Raw genomic sequence first — 14,711 nt, 5'->3', positions numbered from 1 at the left:
AGGTAAAGCGGCCTCGGTGCCCCATCCGCCAGCGCCGCCGACTTGCGGAACCTGCTCTAGCCGTACGTCGGGTGCTGCGGCCAGCCGGCGGGGGAGTCCTCCCACTCCTCCTGGCGGCCGAACGGCGTGACGTCGAGGATGTTGTGCGTGAACAGGACCCGGTCGACGCCGCGCGACGTCGTGTTGTACGTCCGGTGGACCTCGTCGCCGTCGCGCAGGAACGCGGTCAGCATGAAGCCGCCGCCCGCGCCGCAGTCGTCGGCGAACGTGGTGCCGCGCGAGGAGTAGAACGGCAGCGTCCAGCCCATCTGCAGCTTGTAGGCCTCGATCTGGGCTAGCGGCATGTTCGAGACCGTGGCCCAGGAGATGTCGTAGTTCGCGAGCTCCGACGGCGCGTACGCCGGCACGTTGTTGGTGAAGTTGGTGCAGCCAGGGCAGTACGCGTCCGGCCCGTTGTCCATGAACTGGTACACCACCAGCTGCCGCCGGCCGTCGAACAGCTCGAGCAGCGTCTTCGTGCCGTCCGGGCCCTCGAACGGATAGTCGTTCGCGAACGCGGTCATCGGCAGCCGGCGCCGGCGTGCGGCGAGGGCGTCCAACGCGCGGGTGGCTTCCTTCTCGGCGACCAGGAGCTCGTCCCGCGCCTTCTGCCACTCTTCGAGGGACACGACAGGCGGCTGGGCGTTCGTCTCAGTGCTCATGGCGGTCACCCTGCCAGCGGCGCACCCTCGAGGCTAGGGCTGATCGGGACGTTCGTCCGGCGACTTGGAGTCCTCGCCGAGGTCACGCTCGCGGCGCTCCAGCTCGTCCTGCCACTTGCGCAGCCGCTCCTTCTCCTTGGACAGCTGCTGCTGCTTGAGCTTGTTCAGGAACTCCGGGTCGTCGTCCGGCGCCACCACGCGCCGGGGCTCGTCGCCGGGCAGGCCGCCGTACCCGCCCGGGCCGGCGCCGACGAGCGGCGCGCGGTCGTTGCGCGGTCGGCCGGCCACCAGCCAGCCGATCGACCCGATCAGCGGGATCGCCACGATCACCAGCGCCCACGCCCAGCGTGGCATCGTGCGCACACGGTCGGCCGGGCTCTGCACCACGTCCACGAGGCAGTAGATCGCCAGCGCGACCAGGATCAGAATCGGCAAAGCTCGCTGCACTAGCCTGACCTTTCCCTTCTCACTCCATGCCCCGTAAGAACGAGCGTAGCCCGCGAATGGTTGCAAGGTCGGGCGAACTCATCTCGGGTAGAGACCGGTACGGTCGCGATGTGACGCTGATCAGCCTCGCCGATGTCCAGGCCGCCGCTGAACGGATCCGGGGCGGCATCGTCCGTACCCCGCTCGTTCCCACCCTCTGGGCGGACCGGCTCTGGCTCAAACCGGAGAACCTGCAGGTCATCGGCGCCTTCAAGATCCGCGGCGCGCTGAACGCCGTCGGCAAGCTCGCGCCCGAGGTCCGCGCCAGGGGAATCATCAGCCATTCCAGCGGCAACCACGCGCAGGCCACCGCGCTCGCTGCCCGGCACTACGGCGTCAAGGCCGTCGCGGTCATGCCCGAGGGCAGCCCTCGGGTCAAGGTCGAGCGCACTCGTGCTCTCGGGGCCGAGGTCGTGATCGTGCCTCCGCAGGACCGCGAGCCGCGCACCCTCGCGCTGGCCGAGGAGCACGGGTACGTCATCGTTCCGCCGTTCGACCACCCGGACGTCATCGCGGGGCAGGGGACGATCGGCCTGGAGATCCTCGTGGATCTGCCGTCGGCCGGGACCGTGCTCGTGCCGACGGGTGGCGGCGGCCTCGTGTCGGGGATCGCGACCGCCGTCAAGGCGCTCTCCCCGGAGACCAGGGTCATCGCGGTCGAGCCCAAGTTCGCCGCCGAGCTCCAGGAGAGCCTCGAGGTGGGCGAACGCGTCACCTGGCCCGTCGACCGTACGTACCGGACGATCGCCGACTCGGTCCGCGTCGGCGTCAGCGAGCTCACGCTGGCCCACATCCGCGAACGGGTCGACGGGGTCCTGACCGTGACCGAGGACCAGATCCGGCACGCCGTCCGTACGCTCGCGACCGAGTCCCGGCTCGTCGCCGAGCCGGGCGGCGCGATCGCCGTCGCTGCCTACCTCGCCCACTCCGGCTCGCTCCCGCCTGGCGACGTCGTCGCGGTCGTCTCCGGTGGCAACATCGACCCCCCGCGCCTGGCCGAGATCCTCGGAGAGACACTGGACGGACCATGAGAACGTTCCTGATCTACAGCCTGCTCCGGGCGGCCGTTTTCGCCGGCTGCTTCGGCGTGCTGTACGTCCTGTTCGGCAGCCAGGTCTCGGTCTGGCTGGTCGCGATGCTCGCGATCGTCTTCACCGCCGGCCTGTCCTGGCTGCTGCTCCGCCAGCGCGGCGCCGAAGCCGGCGCCGAGCTGTCGAAGGCGTTCCGCAAGGTCCAGCACCGCATCGACGAGTCCGCCCGCAAGGAAGACGAGGCGCTCGACGCCCAGCCGGGTGAGGAAGCTCACCAGCCGCCGCGCCGCGAGGTGTGACACGATCGACTGGTCGGCTCCGGTCTGGGGCTGACCCGGACGAGTAGCGAGCCGTACCCGGTGGTGTAAAGACGGCCCGCACCACACCATGACCGAACAGATCGTCCAGCTCGTTGGCGCCGTCCTCGTCCTCGGAGCGTTCGTGCTCTCCCAGGCCAAGGTCGTCGACGCCAACTCGCTTCCCTACCTCCTGCTCAACGCCGTCGGCGCCAGCGTGCTCGCCGTGCTCGCGTTTCACGAACGCCAGTGGGGCTTCCTGCTGCTCGAAGGCGTCTGGGCACTCGTCTCCCTCGTCGGGCTCACACAACGGGCTAAGGCAATACGTCCGACTTCCCGTGCTGGATGAGCCACTCGCGGCCGCGTAGCTCGAGCTCGACGTCGTCGCCCTCGCCGCCGTCGATGGTGTCGCGGCCAGGACCGCCGAGCAGGACGTCGTCGCCCGGGCCGCCGCGCAGGATGTCGGGGCCGTCGCCGCCGATCAGGACGTCGTCGCCCTCGCCGCCGTCGGCCTCGAGCTGCGGCGCGGTCGACGTCAGCCCAGTCGCGTCCAGGACGTCGTCGCCGAACAAGGCGGAGAACGCCAGCCGGTCGCCGGGCTCGCCCGTCACCACGTTCACCTGCGTCGCCAGTCCTTCGACCGAGACGAGCTCCGAGTCGCCGTGCGCGATGACCACGTCGTCGCCGTTCGTCCCGCGCACGATCACGTTGTCCGGCGCCCGGTCGGCGACCTCGCCGCCGAGGAGGCCGGTGAGCTGGGCGTGGAACGTCGCCAGGTCGGTGCCCGACAGGTCCTGCACGGTGACCGTGTCGGCGCCGCCGAGCGGGTTCGCGGCGATCGACTCGACGTCGTTGAGGTCCATGACGATGAAGCCGACGTCGCGGGTGAAGCGCACCCGGCCGCCGTTCGCCGAGGCCTCGAACTTCTCGTTCGCGGCGTTGCCGTTGAAGCCGAGCTCGTCCGTCCCGTCCTGTCCCTCGACCACGTCGCTGCCGTCGCCGGGGTTCCAGACGAAGACGTCGTCACCCGGGCCGAGGAACGCGACGTCGTTGCCCTGCCGGCCGTCGACGACGTCGATACCGTCGCCACCGAGGAACACGTCGACCCCGTTGCCGCCTGTCAGCGTGTCGTTCCCCGCCCCGCCGTCGACCTGCAGCTTGATCGCCGGGTTGCCCACCGCGTCGAACGTGTCGTCACCGCCCCTCGCCACGAGGGAAAGCTCCTCCGAGGAGCCGATGTCGAGCGCGAACGGAGCGGCGCCGAGCCGGTCGAAGCGGACCCGCGTACCCACGGCCGTCGCGGTGAACCGCTCGGCGCTCTCCTCGCCGTTCACCTCGACCGTGTCGGTCCCCGCACCGCCCTCGAGCGCGTCCCGGTCGTCGCCCGGATTCCAGACCAGGCGGTCCGTTCCGGCCTCGCCGAACACCTGGTCGGCTCCACGACCGCCGACCAGCGTGTCGTTCTCCGAACCACCGAAGAGGAAGTCGCTCCCGCCGGCGCCGTTCAAGGTGTCGTTGCCCACCTGCCCGAACAGCTGGTCCGCGCCGGCGCCGCCGGTGAGAGTGTCGTTGCCGGCCGAGCCGAACAGGTTGGCGCGGGGCAGTGGGCCGTTGAGCTCGCTGAGCGTGAGCGTGTCGTTCCCGCCCTGCCCGAAGACCTGGATCAGCGTCGTGTTCTCGATCCGCGGCGTCCCGCCCGAGACCGGGACCGCGCCGCCGTTGACGAGGATGGTGCCGGTCGTACCGCGGCTGACCGTGAACGAGTTGTCCAGGTTGTCGCCGAAGACCGTGAGCACCCCGGCACCGAACGTGGCGATCGGCGCGGCGTGCGCCGGCACGCTGGTGCCGGCGACCATCCCTGCCCCGACGACGAGGCCGACGGCGAGTCGTCTGACTATGCGCATTTCTATCCCTCCCGTATGACTTGTCCGCCGTAGTGAAGTCGGTGCCGTCTAGGTGCCGCATCGGTAGAAGGTGCCTATATCGGGGAACGGGCTACTCTCGGCGCATGTCATGTACGGGCGACTCGACGCAGGGCCGGTGTGCGTTCGACCGGGCGTGGGTGAACGAGGCGATCCGGCGCGTCGAGGCCGACGCCAACCGCAGCGCCGACACCCATCTGCACGTGTTCCCGCTGCCGAGCGAGTGGGGCATCGACCTCTACCTCAAGGACGAGTCGGTCCACCCGACCGGCAGCCTCAAGCACCGGCTCGCGCGGTCCCTCTTCCTGTACGCGTTGACGAACGGCTGGATCGGCGAGGGCACGACCGTCATCGAGGCCTCCAGCGGTTCGACCGCCGTGAGCGAGGCGTACTTCGCCCGGCTGCTCGGGCTGCCGTTCGTCGCCGTGATGCCGGCGTCGACGTCGCCGGAGAAGATCGCGCTGATCGAGCTGTACGGCGGCAAGTGCCACCTCGTCGACGACGCGCGCGGCATCTACGCCGAGTCCAAGCGGCTGGCCGAGGCGACCGGCGGGCACTACCTCGACCAGTTCACCTACGCCGAACGCGCGACCGACTGGCGTGGCAACAACAACATCGCGGAGAGCATCTTCGAGCAGCTGTCCGCCGAACGGCATCCCGTGCCGGAGTGGATCGTCGTCGGCGCCGGAACGGGCGGGACGAGCGCGACGATCGGCCGGTACGTGCGGTACCGCCGCTACGACACCCGGGTCTGCGTGGTCGATCCGCAAGGGTCGGCGTTCTACGACGGGTGGCGGTACAACGACGCCGACCGGACGGGCGTGGGCTCGCGGGTGGAGGGCATCGGGCGGCCCCGGGTGGAGCCGTCGTTCGTTCCGACCGTCGTCGACCGGATGATGCGGGTGCCGGACGGTGCCTCGATCGCGGCGATGCGGTATCTCGCGCGGGTGACGGGTCGTCGTTCCGGCGGCTCGACGGGCACGAACCTGTGGGGCGCGCTGCGGTTGGTGTCGGAGCTGCTGGCGGCGGGGCGGCAGGGCAGCGTGGTGACGCTGATCTGCGACGGCGGGGATCGCTACGCGCACACGTACTACGACGACGCGTGGGTGGCGGCGCAGCACCTCGAGCTGGAGTCATACACGGAGACATTGAGCCGGTTCGGCGCGAATGGGGAGTGGGTGGAGCCGTGAGCTCGTCCTTGTACGACGACCTGTCCTTGTCCGCGTTGCGCGAGCGGCAGTCGGAGAAGTGGCGGGCGTTTCCGCCGGACGTGCTGCCGGTGTGGGTGGCGGAGATGGACTACCCGCTCGCGCCGCCGATCCGCGAGGTGCTGCACTCGTTCGTCGACCGGGGCGACACGGGCTATCCGTGGGTGGGCGAGCTGCCTTCCGCTTTCGCGTCGTTCGCGCTTGCTCGGTACGGGGTCGCTGTGGATCCGTCGCGGGCTTACGTGGTGTCGGACATCATGCGCGGGATCCAGGTGGCTCTCGAGGTGTTGACGCCGCCGGACTCGGGGGTGGCGTTCCTCACGCCGGCCTATCCGCCGTTCTTCGAGTCGGTCCCGTACGTCGGGCGCCGTGTGGTGTCGGTGCCGCTGGTCTTTGCTGCTTCGGGCCGGCCCTCGGTCGACCTGGACCGGCTGGCCTCGGCGCTGGCGCGGCCAGACGTGTCGGCGTTCCTGCTCTGCAACCCGCACAACCCGACGGGGCGGATGTTCACCGCTGGTGAGCTGTCCGCGATGGCGGAGATCGCGGAACGTTCGGACGTCGTCGTGCTGTCGGACGAGGTGCACGCGCCGCTGACATATGGCGCCGCGCGGCACGTGCCGTTCTGGTCACTGTCGTCCGACGTCGCTCGGCGGTCGGTGACGTTCGTGTCCGCCTCGAAGGCGTGGAACGTCCCCGGCCTGAAGTGCGCGATGGCCTTGGCCGGCAGCCCCGAGGTGTCGAAGGCACTGCAGACCTTGCCGGCGGAGATCCTCGTCGGCAGCAGCGTGCTGGGCATCGCCGCCAACATCGCAGCGTTCCGTTCCGGTCTTCCCTGGTTGACGGAAACCCTGGACTACCTGGCTGTCAACCGCACGTTGCTCCAGTCGCTGCTGGCGGAGAAGCTGCCGAGCGTTCGGTACGCCTTGCCGGACGCGACGTACCTCGCCTGGCTGGACTGCCGCGACCTGGGCCTCGGCCCCGACCCCGCCGCCGCCTTCCTGGAGCGGGGCCGCGTCGCCGCAGTCGGCGGCCACCACTTCGGCGTGGAAGAGGGAACGGGCTTCGTCCGCTTCAACTTCGCCACCTCGAAGGCCATCCTCACCGAAGCCGTCGCCCGCATGGCCTCCGCAGTCGAGAGCTAGTCACGGCGTCGACGGCTAAGTCATCCATCGCGCTCGTTCGTGGTCCCAACGCCCTTCGGTCACCATCGCCGTGAGAATGGGGTCCGCGAACGCGGCGACGTGGGCGACGGCGGTTCGAGAGTTGCCCGGAAGTCTCTGCTCGAGGTCGGAGCGAGCGAGGAAGCGTTTCCAGTCCGCTTGTCGCTCGTCGGCTAGCGTGACGAGAACGCTCGCGATCGAGCGAGCGGTCACACCGCGGTGGTTCGCCGTCGCGGTTATGGCCGCAGCGAGTTGCGAGGCGTCCACTGGGCGCTGATCGATCAGCAGGAGCACGTCCGCGAAGTCTCTGTCGCGAGTGTTGGCGTCGCCTCGATCGACCATCGTGACCAACTTCTCTGCCAGCACGGTTTCGGCCGGATAGCTCAAGACCTCGAACGTATCGCCCAACAATGCGGGATACGCGATCTTGGTCGGGGCGGGGGTGACGGGGTCTCCGACGCTGACATCGACCCGCAGGGTTTGACGAGCTCTGTCCACGTGCGCCGGCATGGTGACTCTGACTGCCGGATAGATCTCGTTCTCCCGTATCGCTTCCGCGGTGAGGAGCGCCGGGTCGAAGGCGACCCCGTCGTCAACGGAAAGGTCAGCTATCTCGCCGATGATCGCGGAGATGGTTGCGGTGTCGTTGGAAACCGTTTCGGCAAGAAGGTCGATGTCACGGGTGGGGGGCCGTTCCGCGATCGCAGCCAAGAGCATTCCGCCCTTGAGGACGAGCCGCTGTCGATGCCGTGAGATGGAGACGCGGAACAGGAAGCGTTCGAGCACATACAACACGAGCAGTTCGTCGGTCGACCGGCCTTCATGTCGGGCGCGCGCACGCAGGTCGAGGTAGACGCGACCGGCAGTGGTCGCCCTGGTTGGTTTGTTCATGACTGAAGCACCCTAAGCGCCGCCGAGATCGCCCCCCAGGCCCGTAGAGGCCTGGCAACTTCTGCGAGTTGTCCGGTGTTTGGTCGCTTCTGCAGATAGTGGCGTAGTGCCCCGTGCGCTAGATCCTCGCCAACGAGATGGCGAAGCCGGAACACGTCTGCCAAGGTGCGTTCCCGATCGCTGATCCAGAATGCTTCGCCTCGGTCTCCGTCCACCTTGAGTCGGCCTAGGAGGAACGTTCGGGCCGCGAAGACGTGGACGTGGGTCGGTGGGTAGTCGATGCTGGGACGATGCGACCCCTCGGGCACGGCCAGATGCACCCTCCTCGGGATCTCGTCGCTGAGCTCCCAATGGGCGAGCGCCGAGTTCAGGCAGACCATTCCGTGCGGGGCGCGCCCGCTGACGGCGACGAAGTCGAGCTCACCACCGATCGTGTCGGCCAACTGATACAACCCTCGTGAGAGTTCCAGGATCTCGCCGTCATCTCGCAACGCGTACAGGTCCCGCCATGAAACACCAGCCATGACTGCGTCCTTCGACCGGAAGGACGGGCCGATCCGACGGAGGCGGTCGAGTGCGGCTTCGCGAGGCATGTATGAAATCCTACAGAGGTTAGCTCGACCTCTGCAGGATTTCATACACAGGCTGAGCTGCGTCCCCTACCCGGTGACGAACCAGATGCCCACCGCGGGTTCGGTGCCGTCGTTGCGGTAGCGGTGGGGGGTGGAGGACTCGAAGGACACGGAGTCGCCGGGGGTGAGGTGGTGTTCGTCGAAGCCCAGGGTCAGGACGAGCTCTCCGCTCAGCAGTAGGCCGTACTCCGAGCCCGAGTGGCGCATCAGCTCGCCGCTCGACGATGACGTTCCGCCTGGGTCGTACGTGATCCGCAGGAAGTCCGTCGCGTGCGGCGGCAGGGCGCCGAGGCGTTCCCAGGTCACGCCGGAGTCCAGGACGAGGACCTGTCGCGAGGACGGCGACACCAGCGGCCCCAACCGCATGCCCAAAGACGAGCCGAGCGCCTCCAGCACCGTGGTCGGCGGTCCGCCTGAGACGACTGGGACGGCGGCGGACTCCGCCGCGTCGAAGACGTCCTCGATCGAGATCCCCAGAGCCGAGGTGATCGCGTACAAAGTGCTCACCGAAGGCCGCGACCGCCCCGTCTCGATCTGGGAGATCATGCTTGCCGAGACCCCGACCTCCCGCGCCAACGAGCGCAACGACAGATCTTGGCGGAGGCGTTCGGCGCGGATCCGTTCGCCGACGGCCGGCAGCTCACTGGGCGACACAAGTGTGAAGTGTAGCTGTTCAAGGTGTTAAGTAATACTTGACAGCGCCCACCCGCGAGCCTACGTTCCAAGTACTCCACGGGAGGTGCGATGGCCATCCGTACGTTCGGTCCGAACGCGGTCGACTGGGAGCAGCGCATCGACCTCGCCCGCCTCCGCGACGAACGCCTCAATAGGCTGAACGACAGCCTCGAACGCACCAGCCTCGGCGCCCTGCTCGCGTTCGACTTCTCCAACATCCGCTACTTCACCTCCACCCACATCGGCACCTGGGCGATGGACAAGCTGATCCGCTTCGCCCTCCTCCCACGCCACCAAGAACCGATCAGCTGGGACTTCGGCTCCGCCGCCAAGCACCACCAGCTCTACAATCCCTGGCTGGATGGCGAAAAACGCGCAAGAGCAGGCATCTCCACGCTAAGAGGCGCCTTCCACCCCGACGCCGGCATCGCCGAAGAGGTCGCCACCAAGATCGCCAACGAGCTCCGCGAGCACGGCCTGGCAGACGAGCCCCTCGGCGTCGACCTGATCGAGCTCCCCATCCTCAAAGCCCTGCAAAACAAGGGCATCGACGTCGTCGACGGCCAGCAAACCTTCCTCGAAGCGCGCGCCATCAAGACAGCAGACGAGATCAGCCTGCTCGCCCAAGCGGCGGCGATGGTCGACGCCGCGTACGAGGAGCTCTACACGTTCCTCCGCCCCGGCGTCCGCGAGAACGAGTGCGTGGGCCTCGTCAGCAAGGTCCTCTACGACCTGGGAAGCGAGTACGTCGAAGGCGTCAACGCCATCTCCGGCGAGCGCTGTTCGCCCCACCCGCACGTCTACTCCGACCGGCTGATCAGACCAGGCGACCCCGCGTTCTTCGACATCCTGCACAGCCACCTCGGCTACCGCACCTGCTACTACCGCACGTTCGCGGTCGGCAGCGCGTCCCCAGCGCAACGCGACGCCTACAAGAGATGCCGCGACTACATGGACGAGTCGATCGCCCTCGTCAAACCCGGCGCCACCACGGCGGACATCGTGAACGTCTGGCCACGCGCCGAAGAGTTCGGTTTCCCCCACGAGGAAGCCGCATTCGCCCTCCAGTACGGCCACGGCGTCGGCCTCGCGATCTGGGAGAAGCCGATCTTCAGCCGCCTCGTCTCCCTCGACTATCCCGAGATTCTCCAAGAGGGCATGGTGTTCGCGCTCGAGACGTACTGGCCCGGCGCGGACGGCTGGTCCGCCGCGCGGATCGAGGAGGAGGTGGTCGTCACGGCCGATGGCTGCGAGGTCATCACGAAGTTCCCCGCCGAGGAGCTGCTCGTCGCCGGCCGCAAGTACTGGACCGCCACCGGCCCACTCGCCGCGACGCGGGAGAGCCAGTCACATCTCAACACCACAAGGACATCCGGCAATGGCCACGCCGCCGACTGAGGCCGAGCTGCTCACGATGTACGAGCAGCTCGCGCTGATCCGTCGCACCGAGAAGGCCGCGTACGACCTGTTCATGGCCGGACTCGTCAAGGGCACCACGCATCTTGCCGCCGGGCACGAGGCCGTCGCGGTCGGCGCCACCGCTGCGCTCAGACCGGACGACTACGTGTTCGCGACGTACCGCGGCCACCACCACGCGATCGCCCGCGGCGCGACACCGGAGGAGTGTCTCGCCGAGCTGATGAGCAAGGCCACTGGGCTGTGCGGCGCCAAGGGCGGCTCGATGCATCTGACCAAGGCGGACCGCGGCATGCTCGGGTCGTACGCGATCGTCGGCGCGCACCTCCCGATGGCCGTCGGCGCCGCGTGGTCGGCGATGCTTCGCGGCACTGGGCAGGTCGCGGTCGCGTTCTTCGGCGACGGCGCCACCAATATCGGCGCGTTCCACGAGGCCCTCAACCTCGCCGCGGTGTGGAAGCTGCCGGTGATCTTCTGCTGCGAGAACAACCTCTACATGGAGTACACGCCGATCGCCTCCGTCACGGCGGTCGCCAACCCGGCAGCAGATCGAGCGTCCGCGTACGGAATGCCGGCCGAGCTCATCGACGGCAACGACGTCCTCCAGGTACGCGACGCGTTCGCCCGCGCCGTCACCAGAGCCCGCGCGAACGACGGGCCGACGGTGATCGAGGCCCAAACGTACCGCCACTACGGCCACAGCCGCACGGACCCCGCGAAGTACCGCACCGAAGAAGAGCTGAACAGCTGGCTCGCCAAAGACCCACTGCTGAAGGCGGCAGGGCACCTCCGTCAAGCCGGCATTGACGAGACAACCATCGACAAGGTGAACGCCGACGTCGAGCAGGTCATCGCCGAGGCGATCGAGGCAGCCAAGCAGGCACCAGCCCCAGATCCCAAACAGGCGTTCACCGACGTCTGGGCCGACGGGAGCTCCACATGGCGGACGTGACCTCTCGCCGTCAGCTTGGACTGGGTGAGGGTGCCCCCGGTCCGAACCTATGGGACAAGGGTGCCCCCGACCCAAGCCCTAGCGCCGACGGGAGCTCCACATGGCGGACGTGACCTATCGCGAGTCCGTCGCCGAGGGGATCGCCCGGGAGATGCGGCGCGACCCGACCGTCGTCTGTCTCGGTGAGGACATCGGCAAGGCCGAGGGCGTCTTCAAGACCACCGTCGGCCTGTACGAGGAGTTCGGCCCGAAGCGCGTCTGGGACACCCCGATCTCCGAGCAGGCCATCGTCGGCGCCGCGATGGGCGCGGCGATGACCGGCATGCGGCCCGTCGCCGAGATCATGTTCTCCGACTTCCTCGCCTGCTGCTGGGACTACCTGGCGAACGAGATCCCCAAGGTCCGCTACATGACCGGCGGCCAGGTCACCGTCCCGCTCGTCGTCAGGACGGCGAACGGCGGCGGCCTCGGCTTCGGCGCGCAGCACTCCCAGGCCGTGGAGAACTGGGTGTTCACCGTTCCAGGCTTGAAGATCGCGGCCCCGTCGAACCCGGCGGACGTCGTCGGCATGATGGCCGCCGCGATCCGCTCCGACGACCCGGTCGTGTTCTTCGAGCACAAGGGCCTGTTCGCGACCAAGGGGCCAGCCGCCCCGGACGGCCACGTCGTCGAGCTGGGCGAGGCCGCCACCGTACGCAGCGGGACGGACGTCACGATCGTCGCTCTCGCGTCGACCGTCCCGCTCGCCACGCAGGCGGCCGAGATCCTCAGCCAGGAAGGCATAAATGCCGAGGTCATCGACCTCCGCTGCCTCATCCCGCTCGACCTCGCCACCGTCCTCGCCTCGGTCCAGAAGACCTCCCGGCTCGTCATCGTCGAGGAGAACCCGTACCAAGGCGGCTGGGGCGCGACCGTCGCCTCCGTCGTCGCCGACAAGGGCTTCGAGAGCCTCGACGCACCTATCCGCCGCGTCGCCGCCGCGAACGTGCCGCTGCCGTTCGCCGACGCGCTCGAAGCCGAAGTGATGCCCACCACCGAGAAGGTCGCCGACGCGGTTCGCCGGCTCGCGGCCTACTGAGGCAACGCCGCAAAGGAGCGTCATGACCAAACGAACGCTGGTACGGGGTGGCCAGATTCTGTCCATGGACAAGCAGATCGGGGACCTGCCGCGCGGCGACGTCCTGATCGAGGACGACCACATCGTCGCGGTCGAACCGCGGATCGACGCCGACGCCGAGGTCATCGACGCGGCCGGACACATCGTCATACCCGGCTTCGTCGACACCCACCGGCACACCTGGGAGGCCGCGATCCGCGGCAGCGCGCCGAACGCGACCCTCGACGACTACTTCGTCGAGATCCTCGACACGTTCGCGCCGCTCTACAGTGCCGAGGACGTGTACGCCTCCAACCTCGCCGGCTCCCTCGAGTGCCTCAACGCGGGCATCACCACGCTCGTCGACTGGTCGCACATCAACAACACCCCCGAGCATCCCGACGCCGCGATCCAGGCCCTCACCGAGACCGGCATCCGCGCCCAGTACGCGTACGGCAGCGCCAACACCTCGCTCGCCGACTACTGGTTCGAGAGCAAGCTCGCCATCCCCGGAGCCGACGTCCGCCGCATCCGTGATACGTACTTCGCCAGTGACAACGGCCGGTTGACGATGGGTCTCGCGACTCGCGGACCGGGCTTCTGCCAGGAAGAGGTCGTCCGTGCGGAGTGGGCGCTCGCGCGCGATCTCGGCATCCCGATCACCGTCCACGTGGCGATGGGCAGGCTCGCCGGTCGGTTCGGCATGGTCAAGCAGCTCAGCGATCTGGGCCTCCTCGGTCCTGACACGACGTACGTCCACTGCTGCTACTTCAGCGACGAGGAGTGGCAGCTGGTCGCCGACAGCGGCGGCACGATCTCGATCGCACCGCAGATCGAGGTGCAGATGGGCCACGGCTGGCCGCCGGTGATGAAGGCGATCGAGTACGGGCTGCGGCCGAGCCTCTCGATCGACGTCGTCACCACCGCTCCGGGCGACATGTTCACCCAGATCCGGTCCGCGTTCGGCACCGAACGCGCCCGCGTCAATGCCCTTGCCTGGCAGGCGAACGAGAACGTACCCGACACGATGCTGACCGCCCGCCAGCTGCTCGAGCTGGCGACAATCAACGGCGCGCACGTCGCCGGCGTCGAGGACCGTACGGGCTCGCTCACTCCCGGCAAGAAGGCCGACCTCGTGCTCATCGATGCCCGAGCGCTCAACGTCGCGCCGGTCCTCGACCCCGTCGCGGCCGTCACCCTCAGCGCGGACGTCTCGAACGTCGACACGGTGATCGTCGACGGCGTCATCCGCAAGCGCGGCGGCAAGCTGGTCGCCGACACCGAAGCCGCACGCCTGCTCGTCGAAGCGGCCAGCGAGCGGCTCGTCGCGAGAGCGGCGGACAAGGCGGCCGCGGCGGTATGACCTCCAGGCACGCGGTCTTCCACGCCGGCGACGCCGTCCTCGCACCGACGGACGGCGCCGCCGGCTACCGGCGCTGGACGCCGATCGGCGAGTCGAACGCCGTCCACACCGGCTTCGGGCTGTGCGAGCTCAATCCCGGCAGCGCGGTGGGAGCGCACGTGCACTCGTTCGAGGAGAGCGTGTACGTCCTGGGCGGCGCCGTGATCGTCGAGACCGAGGAGAGCGCGACGACGCTCGGACCTGGCGACTATGGGCTGCTGCCGGTCGGGACGCCGCACGGCCTGCGCAACGACGGCGCCGTGGCCGCGCGGTGGGCTGAGATGCTCGCACCGCAGCCACGGGCGAGAACGAACGGCGACACGTTCGCCCTTCCACCGTTGACGTTCCGTACCGCGACACCGATCGACGTCCGCGACCCGCGCAACCGGCTCTTCGGCCACGTCGACCCCGCGAACCTCGACGCGGCCAAGCAGACCCAGGACCTGCTCGCGGTGTCGGCGAGCATGCGGACCGCGCTGCTCGTCTACAGCGGGATCAGCGTGAAGCTGATGGTCGACTCCGACCTCGGGGCGCAGCTGTCGACGATGTTCATGGTGCAGTACGAGCCGAACGGCGTCGCGGGGCCGCACGACCACCCGTTCGAGGAGGTCTACCTGTTCCTCGAGGGCACGGCGGAGGCGACGTTCGACGACGAGCGGTACGAGCTCGGGCCGGGCGACCTGGCGTTCGCCGGGGTGGGGTGCGTGCACAGCTTCCGCAACCTCGCCGGCGGTCCGCTGCGCTGGTTGGAGACCCAGGCACCGATGCCGCCGCGCCGCCACTCCTACCGGTTCGCGCGGGACTGGGACTATCTACGCAGGAACCTCGAAGGGAGCTGACCAG

At 68.7% G+C, this 14,711-nt stretch carries 16 protein-coding genes and 1 riboswitch; of the genes, 10 read left to right on the top strand and 6 right to left on the bottom strand.

Annotation, left to right across the window (positions count from 1 at the left end; genetic code table 11):
- Positions 1-56: 56 nt before the first annotated feature.
- Both JOD67_RS38890 and JOD67_RS38885 read right to left on the bottom strand, forming a co-directional pair.
- Positions 57-701, bottom strand: coding sequence for a DUF899 domain-containing protein (locus tag JOD67_RS38890; protein ID WP_205122657.1), 645 nt, complete (start codon positions 699-701; stop codon positions 57-59).
- Between the two features lie 33 nt (positions 702-734).
- Positions 735-1,136, bottom strand: a complete 402-nt coding sequence (locus tag JOD67_RS38885; RefSeq protein WP_239554256.1) for a PLD nuclease N-terminal domain-containing protein — start codon at positions 1,134-1,136, stop codon at positions 735-737.
- 122 nt (positions 1,137-1,258) lie between these two features.
- Here JOD67_RS38885 and JOD67_RS38880 point away from each other — a divergent pair, with 122 nt between their 5' ends.
- The 3 genes from JOD67_RS38880 (at position 1,259) to JOD67_RS38870 (ending at position 2,863) form a co-directional block, all read left to right on the top strand.
- Positions 1,259-2,218: a threonine ammonia-lyase gene (locus tag JOD67_RS38880; RefSeq protein ID WP_307782709.1), complete on the top strand. Its 960-nt coding sequence runs from the start codon at positions 1,259-1,261 to the stop codon at positions 2,216-2,218.
- Positions 2,215-2,517, top strand: a complete 303-nt coding sequence (locus tag JOD67_RS38875) for a DUF4229 domain-containing protein (RefSeq protein ID WP_205122654.1) — start codon at positions 2,215-2,217, stop codon at positions 2,515-2,517. Before JOD67_RS38880 ends, JOD67_RS38875 begins: the two co-directional genes overlap by 4 nt.
- A gap of 11 nt (positions 2,518-2,528) precedes the next feature.
- A riboswitch (guanidine-III (ykkC-III) riboswitch) is annotated at positions 2,529-2,598 on the top strand.
- A 7-nt stretch (positions 2,599-2,605) separates the two neighbouring features.
- A complete protein-coding gene (locus tag JOD67_RS38870; protein ID WP_205122653.1) occupies positions 2,606-2,863 on the top strand; it encodes a CBU_0592 family membrane protein in 258 nt (85 codons plus the stop codon).
- Here the strand turns inward: JOD67_RS38870 and JOD67_RS38865 are convergent.
- Positions 2,829-4,418, bottom strand: coding sequence for a calcium-binding protein (locus tag JOD67_RS38865; protein WP_205122652.1), 1,590 nt, complete (start codon positions 4,416-4,418; stop codon positions 2,829-2,831). The genes JOD67_RS38870 and JOD67_RS38865 overlap by 35 nt on opposite strands.
- 104 nt (positions 4,419-4,522) lie before the next feature.
- Between JOD67_RS38865 and cds1 the strand changes: the two genes are divergently transcribed.
- Both cds1 and JOD67_RS38855 read left to right on the top strand, forming a co-directional pair.
- Positions 4,523-5,626: an L-cysteine desulfhydrase Cds1 gene (gene cds1, locus JOD67_RS38860; protein WP_205122651.1), complete on the top strand. Its 1,104-nt coding sequence runs from the start codon at positions 4,523-4,525 to the stop codon at positions 5,624-5,626.
- Positions 5,623-6,786 carry a MalY/PatB family protein gene (locus JOD67_RS38855; RefSeq protein WP_205122650.1) on the top strand — a complete coding sequence of 388 codons (1,164 nt, stop codon included), beginning with the start codon at positions 5,623-5,625 and terminating at the stop codon, positions 6,784-6,786. The genes cds1 and JOD67_RS38855 overlap by 4 nt, the downstream gene beginning before the upstream one ends.
- A gap of 15 nt (positions 6,787-6,801) precedes the next feature.
- Here the strand turns inward: JOD67_RS38855 and JOD67_RS38850 are convergent, their stop codons facing one another.
- From JOD67_RS38850 to JOD67_RS38840, 3 genes are all read right to left on the bottom strand, one after another.
- Positions 6,802-7,695, bottom strand: a complete 894-nt coding sequence (locus tag JOD67_RS38850) for a nucleotidyl transferase AbiEii/AbiGii toxin family protein (RefSeq protein WP_205122649.1) — start codon at positions 7,693-7,695, stop codon at positions 6,802-6,804.
- The gene (locus JOD67_RS38845; RefSeq protein ID WP_205122648.1) at positions 7,692-8,288 is read right to left on the bottom strand and encodes a type IV toxin-antitoxin system AbiEi family antitoxin domain-containing protein; all 597 of its coding nucleotides are present in this window, start codon (positions 8,286-8,288) and stop codon (positions 7,692-7,694) included. The genes JOD67_RS38850 and JOD67_RS38845 overlap by 4 nt, the downstream gene beginning before the upstream one ends.
- Before the next feature lie 66 nt (positions 8,289-8,354).
- Entirely contained in the window at positions 8,355-8,981 is a 627-nt protein-coding gene (locus JOD67_RS38840) for a helix-turn-helix domain-containing protein (protein ID WP_205122647.1), read from the bottom strand.
- Between the two features lie 90 nt (positions 8,982-9,071).
- Here JOD67_RS38840 and JOD67_RS38835 point away from each other — a divergent pair, with 90 nt between their 5' ends.
- The 5 genes from JOD67_RS38835 (at position 9,072) to JOD67_RS38815 (ending at position 14,707) form a co-directional block, all read left to right on the top strand.
- A complete protein-coding gene (locus tag JOD67_RS38835; protein WP_205122646.1) occupies positions 9,072-10,400 on the top strand; it encodes a M24 family metallopeptidase in 1,329 nt (442 codons plus the stop codon).
- Positions 10,381-11,370, top strand: a complete 990-nt coding sequence (locus tag JOD67_RS38830; protein WP_205122645.1) for a thiamine pyrophosphate-dependent dehydrogenase E1 component subunit alpha — start codon at positions 10,381-10,383, stop codon at positions 11,368-11,370. The genes JOD67_RS38835 and JOD67_RS38830 overlap by 20 nt, the downstream gene beginning before the upstream one ends.
- A gap of 100 nt (positions 11,371-11,470) precedes the next feature.
- Positions 11,471-12,448, top strand: coding sequence for an alpha-ketoacid dehydrogenase subunit beta (locus JOD67_RS38825; RefSeq protein WP_205122644.1), 978 nt, complete (start codon positions 11,471-11,473; stop codon positions 12,446-12,448).
- Positions 12,449-12,470: 22 nt separating this feature from the next.
- A complete protein-coding gene (locus JOD67_RS38820; protein WP_205122643.1) occupies positions 12,471-13,829 on the top strand; it encodes an amidohydrolase family protein in 1,359 nt (452 codons plus the stop codon).
- Positions 13,826-14,707, top strand: a complete 882-nt coding sequence (locus JOD67_RS38815; RefSeq protein WP_205122642.1) for a cupin domain-containing protein — start codon at positions 13,826-13,828, stop codon at positions 14,705-14,707. Before JOD67_RS38820 ends, JOD67_RS38815 begins: the two co-directional genes overlap by 4 nt.
- The last annotated feature ends 4 nt before the right edge of the window (positions 14,708-14,711 follow it).

The sequence above is a fragment of the Tenggerimyces flavus genome (assembly GCF_016907715.1).
Lineage (GTDB): Bacteria > Actinomycetota > Actinomycetes > Propionibacteriales > Actinopolymorphaceae > Tenggerimyces > Tenggerimyces flavus.
This window is presented reverse-complemented; position numbering and strand designations above follow the sequence as displayed.